A 14,860-nucleotide genomic window follows, 5' to 3' on the forward strand; every position below is an offset into this window, starting at 1 on the left:
GATTGCCCCGGCGCTTCGCAACCGGATCAAATCCGGTTGATTCAACTCTCTGGCAAGCCGCGAACTAGACGGGCTTCCAGTCCTTCAAGGCCTTCATTTCCGCAGCCACATCGCTGCCATCGGGGGTCTTGTCGCTGTCGCGCTCGAACCACTCGGGGTCGAACTGCAGGTAACCACCCTTGCCTTGGTTAGCGTTCTTGATCGCAACGTTGGTCGACAACGCGATCACAGCATCGCCCATCGCCACCTCGGGGTAGCAACGCGGACGATTCTCTGGCGACGGATTGCGGATGCAATACGCCCAGTGCTCGATCTCTTCGTTGTAACCACGGCTGACGGGACCGCTGTCGGCAGCTTGAGCCACCGGTGCGGCCATGCTTCCGCTGGCTTGAGTGTCCATCGCCGCCATGTCGCCATCTTTCTTGACGCCCACTTTGGCTGACGTGTTACTGTCCTTGTACAGGTAAACGTCTTTCTCTTTCTCGAGAACCAACGTTCCCTTGGTACCCATCACGGTTTCGCCGTAACCGCCGAAACCGTTGCCGTTGATCGTCGAATAGGTAACGACAACCTTTTTGGCAGGATCGGTGTTGTAGCCTTCGATCTCGCCCTTCGGGTTCGGGTAGTTTTCGACGCGATCGTAGTACTTGATGCCGAACTTCGGGTCGTATTCTGGACCAGGGAATTCGAACATGCAGTAGACGTGATCGTCGACGTCGCGATCGTGTGGGAAGATGTGACGACCACCGACAGCGGAAACGCTCAACGGATGCGCCTTCTTGCCATCGTTCCGCAGCGAGCTGAGGAAGATCGTGGCAGCGTCCAATTGGTGGCTGCCCAGTTCGGCCATCAGTCCGCCACCGGTGCGGTCGAACAAACGCCAGCGGCAAAGTTCTTCCAGAGCGGGGCGAACGCGATCGCCGATCGAACCGTCTTCGTATCCGTGTCCCGATGCGTCGACACCCTTGTCGGCATCCCACGCTTCCCACTGGGCGATCTTCTTGGCCCACAGTTCCGCGGTTGCGGGATCGGTCTCGGCGTCCAGCTTACGCTTCATGCTGCCCAACTGGTCGGCGATCTTGTCGTATCGCTTGCTGGTTCCGTTGATCGCTTCGCCACCTGGCAGCGGCATCTTCCAACTGTCGGCACCCGGGACGTTGCCACGGTGCCATTGAGCGCGGATGTGGTGGATCTGGCCCAACATACCCCAACGCATCAGGTTGATCGCGTTGTCGTATTTGACGCTGTAGTGACGTTGGTGACCGGTCGCCAGGTGAAGCGGATCGCCTCCCTTGGTGGTCATTTCTTGAGCACCGCGAGCCATCGCTTTGCACTGCGCGACGCTGTGTGCCATCAGTTTTTCGGTCAGCACGTGCTTGCCACGCATCATCGCTTGGATGGCGACTGGAGCGTGCAGGAACAACGGCAACGCGATGATGATCGCTTCGATATCGGGATCGTCCAGGATCGCCTGGATGCCACCGTTGCTGCTGTCGTAAACCTGGACTTCCTTGCGTGCTTCGGCTTCGCTCTTGTAGCCGTATTGCTTGATCAGGCCTGGCCGAGCGGCTTGCGCGGCGGGGCTGCTGACATCGCCGTGGAACGCCCGGTGGATGTTGTAGGGGCGGATGTCGCAGATCGCTTTGACGGTCACGTAGTCGGGGTTGCAGCCGCCGATCAGAACGCTTCCTTCATCGCCGGTTCCGATCACGCCGATGCGGACCGGGTCGGTGACCTTGTCGTAACCGAAGTACATCGCGCCGAGGCCAGCACCGCTGACAGCTCCCGCAGCGACAACGCCCTGCAGGAAATCGCGTCGCGTGACGCCAACGGCTTCGTAATAGTTGGCACTACCGATTTGGCGTGCTTCGTCGGATAGTTTATCGACCATGGGGATCACCCTTGTTCGTGGGAGCCGCCTCGGTTGAAGGCAGCATGGATGATGGAATCGAGGCCGGCAAATCGTCCGGCTCCGGTCGAAGCGATGACCAGGCAGGCCATCGATTCAATCAATTGATAATACGTGGATGTAGGTCCCGTCGCCGGTGGGAACTGGCTCAGGAAAACCGAAAACAGGAACCCCGCGGCGGCAAGTGCAGCCACTGGAGTAAACAGCCCCAAGATCAGCAAAACGCCGATCGTGCAATCGAACCATGGAACAAACTTGTCCATCACGGTGGTGTCGATTCGTTGGTTGCGAAGTGGCGGCAGTTCCAGGTGACCGTGACGGCGCAGTTGGTCGTCGCTGGCAACGGCGTTCATGTCGCGTTCCAGGTTCCCCCATGCATTATCCACCTCGTTCAAGATCGGGTCCAGTTTTTGTCGCCATTCTCGCTCGATTGTTTCTTTTTGTCCGACCAGACTCGTCACGTCGTTCCGCTCCGGACGCGCCGCCAGATCGGCCAAGCGTTGCCGACCGAAGTCGATTTCGGCCAGTTCGTCGACGTTGTTGTCGAGGACAAATTGATATTGGTTCAGGGTTCGCTTGAGCACTTGATCAGCTTGCTTTTGCTGAGCATCGTCGAAGCCGAAGTGCGAACCGGCGGTGTTGCGATACCATTGCCAACGTCGCTCGGTTGCTTCGTCGTCCAATCGCAGGCCGCCGTCGCGGTCCCAGACGACAGCGTGGAAGTGTTCGGCAAACGGGCCACGGGCGGCGCTCAGAAAGCGGCTCGAATCGAAGCCGTTTTGGATCTTGTCAGTCCCTTCGCTGTAGAACTGCCAGCCGATGGAGAGTCGCAGCAGGATCAGCATCAACGCTGCCAGCAGGCTCAGTTTCTTGGGATAGGGCCCCCAACCTGTGGCCAGCCGCAACGGAATGCAGAGGGTAGCGAGTCGCGAAGGGGCGGCGGATGGGATTTTCTCGGACACCATGCGTTGAATTGGGGCAAGAGGCAATTGGAGGGGAGCGAGCAATCTCGCGAGCACAAAAGCGAACTTTCTTCCGTTCGATTTGGGCCCGATCGGATCGGTCCCAGCCACACGACGGTGCCAGACCGCATCGAAAGCCGCTAAGCAAGGGATTATAGCTAAACGTTGTCAGATCGGCGAGGCTGTGAATTGGAAAAGCGATCCAAATCAAAATCCGCCAAACCGGTACCAGCCGATTTATCGCGACTGTCCCTACTCTTGTTCGGCGGTGTTACGTCCCCGCTTCGATCTCGTCGGCCAATTCCTCGACATTTTTTTCCGACAACTTTTTCCATTGGATCAATTTGGGGTCGGTGACGACGATCTGAACCAGCTCCATCCGCAGCCGGTCGACGCTGCTGATCAATTCGATCATCGCTTCGATCGCCAGGTCGTTCATCTCGCTGCGAGCTTCGCCTTCAAATGTTCTAGCGGCGTCAAATTTTGCGTTGATCGCATCCATCTCCCCGCGCAATTTGATCGCCCGCTCGTCGATATCGCTCAACAAGACCTCGATCCCCCCTTCCAGTAGAGCCGACCGGATCAGCGATTCCACGTCCCGCTTGTACGATTCCATCCCCTGCACGTTGCGGATCGTCAGGATGTCCTCGACGATCATCCGCTTCCGCCCATGCCGCCCGACGCTGTTAACGGCCAGTCGCAAACCGCCCAACGCGATCCGTGGCGATACCTTAAATCCGGCCTCGCGTTCGTCGTTCAGGCTGGCGATCACATGCGCATAGATCCGCTGCAGCTTCCGTTTGTCGCTGCTTGCGTCGGGCTGCGATTTGGCGAACAGCGCTTCGTAGTCCGATTGCACGTACGTTGGCCAACGGACCTCCAGTTGCAAGGGGAATCGTTCGAGCAACGCTTTGATCGCGTCGCTGTCTTTGGCGAATTCGCGGGGATCCTTGTTGGTGCAGGCGATGATCACCTTGCTTTTCATCGGCACCGGGCGGCTGCCGTTCATGAATGTCCGCCGCGTCAGGACGTCTTTCAGCGGTAGCAGCGCCTGCGACGAAGCGTCGAGGATCTCCTCCAACACCACCATTTCATACGGCAGGAAAGATCGATCCGTATCGTATTCAAGGCACTCGTCCAGTTTGGAGATATCGGGGCCGCCCCACAGCCGATCCTCGCTCATCCCTTCGCCAAACGACTGCAGGAAGATCTCCTCTTCGCCATACCCCAGCTTCCGCAGCGCGGTCATCACCATGTCCGACTTGCCGTGCCCGCCGGGCCCCCACAACAAGACGTTGCACGGTTGGTAGAAGGCGTGGGTGAGGACTTGGATGATCTCGTCGCAGTGGATGTAACGCGACTTGAGACTTTTGGAGATCACGGTCGGGATCTCGGCCCGCGACGTCCGCAGCGGATCTTCGCTCGCGTCGCGGAGGTCGCTCGCTTCCAGCTTCAATTTGATCGCCCCGCTCGGCAACTGCTTCTCGATCTTGCGACTCAGGTCCGCCGTATACGACTGCATCCCTTGGACAAAACGAATGCTCTGGAACGCGTCGGCGGTGATCAGATTGTCCCCTCGAATCCGCGCGCAATTGGCGACGACTTCCAGCGATTGCAGCGCCATCCGGGGCGACATCGTAAACGCCTCTTCGTTCAGCCCGGCGATCACGCAGCTGAGCAAACGCTGGAATTCATACCCGGCGGCCGATGCGTTTGGGTGGACCTTGGCGAACAGTTCGCGATAGTTCTTCTCTTCGTACTGCGGCCAGCGGACCTCCTTCTGTAACAAGAAGCGTTCCATCAAAGCTTGGACCGCGTCGTTTCCCTCGACAAAATCGCGGGGATCTTTGTTGGTGCAAGCGATCACGACTTTGGCGTGCATCGGGACACGATCGGGCCCATTCATAAAGACCCGCCGCGTGAGCACATCCTTCAGCGGCAGTAGCGCCTGCGCCGGGGCGTCGAACAATTCCTCGAAGATCACGACTTTGTATTGAGGTGCGAGGAACGATCGCGAGGTGTCGTACCGCACGCACGTGTCCAGCGACGCCATGTCGGGGCCGCCCCACAGCCGATCTTCGCTCATCCCTTCCCCGAACGATTGGATGAAGATCTCGTCGTCGGTCAGCCCGATCGCGCGAAGCGCGGCCAGGACCATGTCCGACTTGCCGTGCCCGCCGGGGCCCCACAGCAGCAGATTGCAAGGTTCGTAGAGTGCCGCCGAGAGGACGTCACCGATTTCGTCGCTGTAGATGAACCGCTGCTGCAGGCCTTCGAGCACCTTGGGCAGGATCTCCGCTCGCGAAATCGGTAACCATTTTGAATCGACAGCCACAGCACAGGCCAGCAAGGAGGATTGAGAAGAGTCTTTTATTCTTGGGACACGAGCGGACGTTTTATCAGCGTGGCACGTGTTGGCGCCCGGTCCAGCAAACGCTCGATCGCCCTCGGGCGGGGCGCTGCCGGATTGTATTCACAGCCGCACAGCGACCCGATAGAATGTCGCCCTGTCGATGCGATTGTACCAATCTTCGTCGCCAGAAAAACAATTCCACCCGCGGATCATGGACGACTTCGATGAACAAGGTTTCTCTAGTGCTCGCTTTCTTGTTATCCAGCAGCAGCTTTGCCGACGAAGGGATGTGGTTGTTCAACGACCTTCCCAATGAATACTTGCGAGATCGTTACAGCTTCAAAGCAGATGATGCCTGGGTGAAGCGACTGATGCAGGCGTCGGTGCGATTGAACTCCGGCGGCTCGGGGTCGTTTGTGTCGAGCGATGGACTTGTGTTGACGAACCATCACGTCGCCTCGGACACGCTGCATAAACTGAGCACGGCCGATCGCAACCTGATCGAAGAGGGCTTTCTTGCGCGATCGCACGAGCAGGAACTGAAAGCTCCCGACCTCGAATTGAACCAGTTGGTCGAGATCGTCGATGTCAGCGAAAAGGTGGCCGCCGCGGTCACGCCGGCGATGTCTCCCGAACACGCCGTCACCGCGCGGCGAGCTGTGATCGCAGAGATCGAAAAGGAATCGCTCGACCGGACCGGGCTGCGGTCGGATGTCGTAACGCTCTTCGGCGGTGCGCAATACCATCTGTATCGATACAAAAAATACACCGACGTCCGCTTGGTTTGGGCTCCCGAGACCAAGATCGCCTTCTTCGGCGGCGACGCCGACAACTTCGAATACCCTCGCTACTGCATGGACGCCACGATCCTGCGGGTTTACGAACAGGGGAAGCCGGCCAAGATCGAGAACTTCCTGCCGTGGAGCGATACGGAGATCGATGAGCACGAACTGGTCTTCGTCTCCGGACATCCAGGGCGGACGCAGCGGATCTTTACTGTCGAGGCGCTGAAGTACCTGCGCGACCACCGGCTCCCGTATGTGCTTGATTACTTGCGGCGCAAAGAGGTGCTGATGCAGCAGTTTGGGCTGCGTGGCAAAGAGGAATCGCGCCGGGCTCAGGACGAACTGTTCGGCATCCAGAACTCGCGGAAAGCGTACGGTGGCATGCTGGCGGGACTGCAAGATCCCAAGACGATGCAGGAGAAGGTCCGTCGTCAGCAGCGGGTGCTCGAAGCGGTCCGGTCCAAACAGCCCGAAGCGGCAGCGGCCTGGGAAACCATCGCTCGACTGCAACAACAACGTGTCGAAATCCTCGATCAGACCAGCGGCTTCCGGTCGCGGTTGTACGATCTGGCGGAGACGCTGGTCTTGATGGCTGCTGAAGATAAGAAGCCGAATTCCGAGCGATTGCCCGAGCTGCGCGTCTCCAATCGCGATTCGCTGCTGCAGGATCTACTGAGCACTGCGCCGATCTACAACGATCTGGAGCAAGTCAAATTGACCGATGAACTGATGCGTTTGGCGGAGCGTCGCGGTGGCGACGATCCGCTGGTCGTCGAGATTCTCGACGGTAAACGACCCGACGTCCGCGCGGCCGAACTCGTCTTCGGCACCAAGGTCGGCGACCTCGAGACGCGGAAGCAGTTCGTCGAAGTCGGCGCGCCGTTGATCGACAAATCGGAAGACCCGATGATCCTGCTGGCCCGAGCGATGCAGGGGGAATACCAACGATTGCGGAAGATCCGCGACGAACTGGACGAACAGGAGAAGCAGGCTTACACGCAGATCACCGAAGCTTCGCTCGCCGCCGGCAGCACGTCGAAGTATCCCGACGCAACCTTCACGCTGCGACTGGCGATCGGCACGATCAAAGGATATTCGCAGAACGGGGTGGAGGTTCCGGCCTGGACGAAGATGGAAGGGATCTTCGACTACGCAGCGAAACATGCGGGGCAGGAAGACTACGAACTCCCCGAAAGCTGGCAGCGTGCGGCCGCCGCGATCCCGCGGGGAACCCCGATGAATTTTGTTTGCACCGCGGACATCATCGGCGGCAACAGCGGCAGCCCGGTCGTGAATCGCGCCGGCGAACTGGTCGGGCTGATCTTCGACGGGAACATCCAAAGTTTGACGGCCGATTACATCTATACCTCCGATCAGGCACGAGCGGTTTCGGTTTCGGCAGCCGCAATTCGGGTAGCGTTGGAAAAAATTTATGGTGCGCCGTTTCTTGCTAACCAGCTGGGACGCTGACCGTTTAGCGGGCAACAGCCTGCCGCTTGGGTGGTATTGTTGGCCGCTGAAGTCTCGCCAAGCCGCGTTAGCGTTAGCTGCACGGCAGCGAAGGGCAAAATATTGCGCAGAAGTACTTTCAGTCGAGTCGAAAAGATATTAAGGTGAATTGGTTCGACAGAGAAACGGTCTGGGTCTAGGCAACCCTTGGATTCGATATTGATCTGTAACAGCGCAAGGATGTGCGACTCTCAGCGGTTTGATAAGGCGGACGCGAGAACGAACAACGATGGGGAGGGGACTCCGCTAGCGGACAGCCGGCTCATCATTGGAAGTTTGTCATCGGTCGAATAGGTTCGATCGAATTGTTACACGATTCTTTTGTTTTAGGTTCCTTTGGGGGAAGCTCCGCATGACCAAGTGCAAACTCGAATACATTTGGCTCGATGGTTATCAGCCAACACAATTGCTCCGCAGCAAGACCAAGATCGAAGATGATTTCAGCGGCAAAGTTGAAGACGCCAAGATGTGGTCATTTGACGGATCGTCTACCGAGCAAGCGACCGGCGGCAAGTCGGATCTGTTGCTCAAGCCCGTTAAAGTGATCCCCGATCCAGGCCGGATCGGAACTGGATTCCTGGTTATGTGCGAAGTTCTCAACTCCGACGGCACGCCGCACAAGACCAATGGTCGCGCGACGATCGTCGACGACGATGGCGATTTCTGGTTCGGTTTCGAGCAGGAATACACACTGTGGGATTCGGAAACTCAAAAGCCCGTCGGCTTCCCTGAGCAAGGCTTTCCAGCACCTCAAGGTCCTTATTACTGCAGCGTTGGTGGCGGCCGAGCGGTTGGTCGCGACATCGTCGAAGAGCACCTGGAATTGTGCCTGCAAGCTGGTCTGAACGTCGAAGGCATCAACGCCGAAGTGATGTTGGGACAGTGGGAATTCCAGATCTTTGCTAAGGGTGCCAAGGACGCAGGCGACCAAATTTGGTTGGCTCGTTATCTCTTGGACCGCACCGCTGAAAGCCATGGCGTTGAGATCAATTACCACTGCAAGCCAGTCAAGGGCGATTGGAACGGCAGCGGTATGCACGCCAACTTCAGTAACTCCTTGCTCCGTACCTGCGGCAGCCAAGAAGTTTACGAAGCGGTTTGCCAAGCGTTCGAACCACGCATCAAAGAACACATCGATGTCTACGGTGCTGACAACGATCAACGCTTGACCGGTCTGCACGAAACGCAGTCGATCGACAAGTTCAGCTACGGCGTTTCGGACCGTGGTGCTTCGATCCGAATTCCGATCTTCACCGTCGAGCACGGCTGGAAGGGTTGGTTGGAAGATCGTCGCCCAGCGTCGAACGCGGATCCTTACATGGTTGCCAGTGCGATTATCGCAACCGTTAAGAGCGCAAACCTGCCTGTCAACGCATAACGCGGCCGGCAAAACTCGTTAAAATTGAACCGATCGCCCAAGTGTGGGCGGTCGGTTTTTTTTGTTCTTGGGCGAAACGGAATTTCAGATGGCTGATCATACCTCGACCGGTATCGTGCTCTCGGCTACCGATCATCGGCTTCCCGATCCGATGCCTGTTGGATTGGCGAAATACACGAACTTCAAAGATATGGCTGAAGGAGGCAGCGGTAAGCTGCGCTCCTGTTGGGACACCGTCGTCAACCGATTGGTCGTGATGAAAACCTTGCAGCCGAAGTTCATTCACGATCCCAAGGAAAACCGCCGGTTCCTCCGCGAAGCGCGGATCACCGCGATGCTGCAGCATCCCAATACCGTGCCGGTCTACGAGATCGGGCACGATCCAGAGGTTGGGATCTATTTCACGATGAAGCGGATCTCGGGGGAAAACTTCTTCCAGGCGCTCAAGCGGATCGCGATGGGGGACGAAGCGACAACGGAAGCTTATTCGCTGCAGCGACGTATCGAGATCGCGATCTCTGCGGCGCAAGCGCTCGCCTACGCGCACGTCCGTGGTGTGATCCATCGCGATGTGAAGCCCGAAAATATCTGGATCGGTAACTTCGGCGAGGTGATCCTGTTGGACTGGGGCGTCGCAAAAGTCTGGGGACACTCCGACGAATCGGAATCGTTTTTGTTCCGCCGCGAAGACGTGGAAGACGAGGAGATGCAGCTGCGCACCCTTACGGGCGGGGGACAGCGTCCGGGGACTCCCTTATATATGTCTCCCGAGCAGGTCCGCGGCTACAAATATCTCGACGAGCGGAGCGACATCTTCAGCATGGGGATCGTGCTTTACGAAATGCTGGCAATTCGCGAACCGTTCCGCGGCCGCAACATCAACGAGACGTTTAACAACATCCAGAACGTCGATCCTCCCAAGCCGAGCGAGCGCTCTCCGGATCGAGAGATCCCACCGGCGGCGGATGAAATCGTGATGAAAGCGATTCAGAAGAAGCCGTCAGCACGCTATCAATCGATGCGGGCGATGATCGACGACATGCACGAACTGCTGGAGAATCGTAAGTTCGACTGATTGCTGGCGGGGCGTACAGGATGGCGGGGCATGCCGGTTCGGTGCTCGACCGGTTTTCGCTAGCGGCGACTGGTATTTACCTCGCCGCGATCGCATGCGTACTATCCACGGCAGCAAATCAACCGCCCGGAGATTGATTTGGTCGTACTAATTCATTCCTCCTCGTAGACGCCCACGATGCACGGACAAGGACGTCCGCTTCGATTCGCTTGGATAATTCGCTCGCTCGCATTTTGCGGAGTGATCGCCCTGCTGCTCGATGCGCTGCCAGCTACGCTCTACTCGCAAGAGATCGAACTGCGATTGCGTGCGCATTGGCAAACCGCAATGCCTGAGCAAGCCCGTTTTACGATCCAGATCGACAACGGCCACCTTGATCGTCTGCGAAACCTCTCGTTAGACGCCGGTTCGACCGGCGCGCTGCACCTGGCCACCGATCGCAAGCAGATCTCGGTCGTTTCGCGGATGCCATCGTTGCGTGGTGGGCTCGAATTTGTCGCCCGCGGTCCAGCCGAAGCGATCCTATCATGGAGCGAGCTGGGAGCCGATGAAAAGAGAACAGCCCCCGCTGCGTCCCAAGTTGCGTTGGCCGACCTGATCGACCAACCTCGATCGATCGAGCTGCCCGGTGGCCGAATCCAGTTGGTGGTCGACCGTGCGCCGGGAGACCGTCTGCGCGTTGAATTCGATCGCGAAAGTCTGATCTTTGCACCTGGCGAAAGCGTGCCGCTGACGATCGTTCCCGAAGCGACGGGGTTGGCCCCGAATCAAAAGCTGCGGCTGATGATGACACTCAGTCGAGCGCGGTCGGACAAGCCGATCCTGCAGCGCGAGTTCCAGGTCGCCACGGACGCCGATGGTCGCGTCGCGCCGATCGATGCCGGGCCTCTGACGATTCCCGACGCCGAAGCGGCCTATGACATAACGGTCCGACTGACTTCCGAGCGAAGCTATCTGTCGCTGGAAGTTCCCTGGGCTCAAGGATCCGGTAGCATTGAACGGAGCGTGCAGTTTGTCGTTATCAGCGACGCCCCGCCGGCGGAAGACCTCCGTCCCTTCATCGAGCTTGCGCGGATCGAGCCGACCAAACGCCAGTGGTGGAATCCGGTCTGGATGCCTGAACGGCTGCTGCCTGGGAAATTGGTCCCCGATGCGATGCCGTCGATCGTGCCGGTTCGCCATCAGCCGTTGAGCAGCGAACCGCTGACTCACATCGCCTGGCAGGATAGCCTGGTTTCGGAACTGCAGCCCGGCGGTTGGCAATCGTATCCATTGCAGATCAAGGATCCCGGAAAGCCGCATGTGTTGGTTGTACGATATCCCAACGATCGCCCGATGCGATTGGGTGTCAGCGTGCTGGAACCCAATGCCAGTGGCAAAGTAATGCCGTTGGGCGTCGATACCGGGGTGGCGGTGCTGCCGCAAGCGATTGCCGCGCCAGTAGAACTGAACGAACATCGGATCGTCTTCTGGCCCAAGACCCGCCAGCCGATGGTCTTGCTGACGAATTTTGATTCCTCCAAGCCTGCCTGGTTTGCCAGCTTGAGTCTCGAGGCGGGGCCCGACACGCTCGCCGCGGAAATCGATCCGGCGGAAAGCAACGGGGCTGGCGAGGATCCGCACCGTTTGGCGGCGCTCTATTTGGATAAGCCATTGTTGGCCGATACGTTTGGCTGTTCGAGATCGCTCGATCCCGATGGCGTCTCGTTGATCGATGACTGGCAAACCTTTTTGGAGGCGGGCCAGCGGTTGGTCCAATATGTGAAGTGGGCGGGATATAATGGCGCGATCGTCACGGTCAACAGCGAAGGGGCGGCCCTTTATCCGACCGAAACGATGAACGCCACGGCGCGCTATGACATGGGCCTCTTCTCGTCGCGAGGAATCGACCCGCGCAAGAAGGATGTCTTGGAATTGCTGCTGCGAATGTTCGACCGCGCCGGCCTGAAACTTGTTCCTGCCGTGGAGTTGTCGACACCGCTGACCGCGTTGGAAAGTTCGCTCCGCGATCCCAATACGTCGTTGGGGGTTGAACCGATCAATTCCGCCGGTCATCGCCACGTCGACATCTCTCCGTCGGAGCACGGGATGGCCCCGTATTACAATCCGTTGGATCAACGCGTCCAGAAAGCGATTACGGACGTGATCGCCGAACTGGGGACGCGGTACGGCAAGCACCCGTCGCTGCACGGCGTGGGAGTGCACCTGGGGGGCAAGACATTCATGCAATTGCCCGGCATCGACTGGGGCGTCGACCAGCATACGCTCGACGCGTTCCGCGTGACGCTATCGAACGCGCCGCAGGCCAATAATCAAATGATCCGCTGGATCGAAGGCGAAGGGCACAGTGCGTTTCAAGATTGGCGCGGCCGCCGGTTGGCGGGCTTGTTTGGCGGGCTTTCCAAGGCAGCCGGTGATCGCCCCGTTCTGTTGTTGACCGCGGATTGGTTGTCCGATGGGACGCAAGGGGCCCACGATCCGCAGCGACGCGCATTGGATGCCGGGATCGATTGGGAATCGATTGGAGGTGCCAGTGGAGTGATCCCGATGCGGTTGTATCGCTCGCAACCACTAGCCGACCATGCGCGACAAAGCGTCGACGCAGTGCTTGCTCAAGACACGTTGTGGGACAATCACTTGTCTGCGCTCCCCGCTTCGGGAGCGATGTTGATGCGACCGCCGACCGATGTTCGGCTGGGCGCGTTCGAAACGCAAAGCCCTTGGGGAACCGAGAACACGCAAGCCTGGCTGTTTGCCCACGGCGTCCCATCGGACGACGATGGTAGCCGCGCGATTGCGAAGATTCTGATGCCGGCGGATGCCAATGTCCTGGCGGTTGGCGGTTGGACAACGCCGCGAGGCAGCGAGGCGGCGTCGCGCGAGTTCTTGCAATGTTATCGAGCTTTGCCACCCGGCCGATTTGAATCGGTGCCAGCCGAAAATCCTGAAGCAGCTCAGTTGGCGATCGTCCGACGTTTGCGAACCCCAACGGGCTTCTATCTGTACGCTTTGAATCCCGCCCCTTGGATGGTTCAAGTGAAGATCGAATTGAACAATTCCGAAACCGTGCACGCAATCGGTCGCGTCTCGAGCGCGCCGCAGACGACGCGGACATTGATCGAAACCTTGCGGCCGGGGCAATTGATCGCCTATCGAATCGATGCACCTAAAGCGGACATCGCCGTTTGGAGCGTGGAGATTCCCGGTTTGCCGGCACTTCGCGAACACCTGGGGCTGCAATTGCAGCGTCTGATGCAAACCGTTGGTACGTTGGGCCAGCCCAAACCGTATGACGGCTTGGCCAATCAAGCGTTTGAACAGCCCGGATCGGCAAGCAGCGATATTCCCGGTTGGCTCTCGGCACAACATCCCGCGGGGAGCGTCCAATTGGCTACCGACGCGGGCGTGTTGGGCAGCCAAGCGGTCCAGTTGACCAACAGCGGCCAGACCAACGCCAAGACCTGGTTGTTAAGTCATCCCTTTGATGCCCCCGCGTCGGGACGGCTGGCCGTGCATGCCCGCGTCCGCCGCGATCTAAAAACCGAAACGGTTCGATTGCGGATGTCGCTCGAAGGCCGTTACCGAGATCGGTCGATTCGCCGCAGCACGGTGATCGGCGAACAGCCCGGTGCGGCGATCGGTTCGGATTGGTCGAGCATGCCGTTTCGATTGGAGGTCACCGATCTGCCCGTCGAAGGACTCGAAGAACTGCGGATCGCATTTGACCTAGCCAGTCCCGGAACCGTTTGGATCGACGATGTCATGCTGTACGATCAGTTTTTGACTAGCGACGAACGGAAGGAATTGCAAAGCCGAGTGTTTGTCGCTGTCGAACGGATGCGAGATGGCGATCTTTCCGCCTGCGGCCGCTTGCTCGACTCGTATTGGGGACGCCATGTGTTGGGGTTACCAGCGGACCCCGCAGTGGCCACCGAGACGCAAGATCAGGCCGAACCGCTCCCCGAATCGGCTCCCAGTATCGCCGACCGCTTGCGGCAATGGCTGCCATCGCCGATCTGGCGGTAACTGGTCGTAAACGTTGCCGCGACATGTGATGTTGCAGCATCGAACCCGCCGCAGCGTTTCGCTTCAGCTGCCGCCGTGTTGGAAGTAGACCTCTTCGTACGGTTGCACGACGACGAACCCATTGCCGCGGAACTGCAGCTGGACCGATTCGCCCGATCCGCGTCCGAAGAAGGTCTTGAATTGGACATCGGTCTTCAGTTCCGGTTCGAGATTGCCCGACCAGAGGACCGTCGCATTAGGGTCGGTTGTGACAGGTTGAGCTGGCGTGACCGGCAGCGTCATCGGATCGTAGTGGCTGGTGATCGCCACCATCCCGGTCCCTTCGAGCCGAATGTTGAACAGGCCACCGGCGAGCATCGACGTCATCCGCCGCATCATCTTGATGTCGTATTTCAGCGACATCTCAAAGGCCAGCAGGTCGTTCCCGTTGACGCAGATCGCGTTGTTCTCCAGCTGCAGGATCGTGATCTTCTTCCCCGAATCGGCGCAGAAGACCGATCCGTTGCCAGTCGCTTTGGTCAGCGAAGTCCCTTCGCCCGAGACCGCCTTCTTTAACAAATTGCCGATCCCACGCGATAGGATTCCCTCCCGCTCGAACTTCACCTGCCCGGTGTAGGCGACCATCGCCCCCAGTTTGATCCAAACCTCGCCGTTGAGGTTGATGTCGAGCATCCGGTCCGATTCGAGTTCGAACAGTCCTTGGTGCAGATCGCGATCTCGGGTCTTTTCCAAAAAGGCATCGAGCGTGTATCGACCGTCTGACATGTTGAAACTTTCGGTGTCGGTTTAGGGACGCGTTTGTGGAGGAGGGTGGCTTTTGTTTTCAGACCAGTCGCGATCGGATGCCGCGGTGCAAACGTCGC

At 58.6% G+C, this 14,860-nt stretch carries 8 protein-coding genes; 4 read left to right on the forward strand and 4 right to left on the reverse strand.

What is annotated here, in order from left to right; all coding sequences use genetic code 11:
• Window positions 1-64 precede the first annotated feature (64 nt).
• The 3 genes from EC9_RS22640 to EC9_RS22650 all read right to left on the reverse strand — a co-directional run bounded on the left by EC9_RS22640 (window position 65) and on the right by EC9_RS22650 (window position 5,206).
• Window positions 65-1,891 carry a Gfo/Idh/MocA family protein gene (locus EC9_RS22640; protein WP_145348325.1) on the reverse strand — a complete coding sequence of 609 codons (1,827 nt, stop codon included), beginning with the start codon at window positions 1,889-1,891 and terminating at the stop codon, window positions 65-67.
• 5 nt (window positions 1,892-1,896) lie between these two features.
• The gene (locus tag EC9_RS22645; protein ID WP_145348326.1) at window positions 1,897-2,874 is read right to left on the reverse strand and encodes a DoxX family protein; all 978 of its coding nucleotides are present in this window, start codon (window positions 2,872-2,874) and stop codon (window positions 1,897-1,899) included.
• A 268-nt stretch (window positions 2,875-3,142) separates the two neighbouring features.
• Window positions 3,143-5,206 (reverse strand): AAA family ATPase, encoded by a 2,064-nt coding sequence (locus tag EC9_RS22650; RefSeq protein WP_145348327.1) that lies wholly within the window; start codon window positions 5,204-5,206, stop codon window positions 3,143-3,145.
• Window positions 5,207-5,448: 242 nt separating this feature from the next.
• Between EC9_RS22650 and EC9_RS22655 the strand changes: the two genes are divergently transcribed.
• From EC9_RS22655 to EC9_RS22670, 4 genes are all read left to right on the forward strand, one after another.
• Window positions 5,449-7,479 (forward strand): S46 family peptidase, encoded by a 2,031-nt coding sequence (locus EC9_RS22655; protein ID WP_145348328.1) that lies wholly within the window; start codon window positions 5,449-5,451, stop codon window positions 7,477-7,479.
• Window positions 7,480-7,870: 391 nt separating this feature from the next.
• Window positions 7,871-8,896, forward strand: a complete 1,026-nt coding sequence (locus EC9_RS22660) for a glutamine synthetase beta-grasp domain-containing protein (protein ID WP_145348329.1) — start codon at window positions 7,871-7,873, stop codon at window positions 8,894-8,896.
• 88 nt (window positions 8,897-8,984) lie between these two features.
• On the forward strand, window positions 8,985-9,971 hold the full coding sequence (locus tag EC9_RS22665; protein ID WP_145348330.1) for a serine/threonine protein kinase: 987 nt from the start codon (window positions 8,985-8,987) through the stop codon (window positions 9,969-9,971).
• 177 nt (window positions 9,972-10,148) lie between these two features.
• Window positions 10,149-13,997, forward strand: coding sequence for a hypothetical protein (locus EC9_RS22670; protein WP_218934362.1), 3,849 nt, complete (start codon window positions 10,149-10,151; stop codon window positions 13,995-13,997).
• A gap of 63 nt (window positions 13,998-14,060) precedes the next feature.
• Here the strand turns inward: EC9_RS22670 and EC9_RS22675 are convergent, their stop codons facing one another.
• Window positions 14,061-14,762, reverse strand: coding sequence for an AIM24 family protein (locus EC9_RS22675; RefSeq protein ID WP_145348332.1), 702 nt, complete (start codon window positions 14,760-14,762; stop codon window positions 14,061-14,063).
• Between the last annotated feature and the right edge of the window lie 98 nt (window positions 14,763-14,860).

The organism is Rosistilla ulvae (assembly GCF_007741475.1).
Classification (GTDB): domain Bacteria; phylum Planctomycetota; class Planctomycetia; order Pirellulales; family Pirellulaceae; genus Rosistilla; species Rosistilla ulvae.

What these genes read in the sequence shown, in the direction of transcription:
- EC9_RS22670 (WP_218934362.1), top strand. Translation starts at nt 10,149, where the DNA reads ATGCACGGACAAGGACGTCCGCTTCGATTCGCTTGGATAATTCGCTCG.
- EC9_RS22665 (WP_145348330.1), top strand. Translation starts at nt 8,985, where the DNA reads ATGGCTGATCATACCTCGACCGGTATCGTGCTCTCGGCTACCGATCAT.
- EC9_RS22675 (WP_145348332.1), bottom strand. Translation starts at nt 14,762, where the DNA reads ATGTCAGACGGTCGATACACGCTCGATGCCTTTTTGGAAAAGACCCGA.
- EC9_RS22645 (WP_145348326.1), bottom strand. Translation starts at nt 2,874, where the DNA reads ATGGTGTCCGAGAAAATCCCATCCGCCGCCCCTTCGCGACTCGCTACC.
- EC9_RS22640 (WP_145348325.1), bottom strand. Translation starts at nt 1,891, where the DNA reads ATGGTCGATAAACTATCCGACGAAGCACGCCAAATCGGTAGTGCCAAC.
- EC9_RS22655 (WP_145348328.1), top strand. Translation starts at nt 5,449, where the DNA reads ATGAACAAGGTTTCTCTAGTGCTCGCTTTCTTGTTATCCAGCAGCAGC.
- EC9_RS22660 (WP_145348329.1), top strand. Translation starts at nt 7,871, where the DNA reads ATGACCAAGTGCAAACTCGAATACATTTGGCTCGATGGTTATCAGCCA.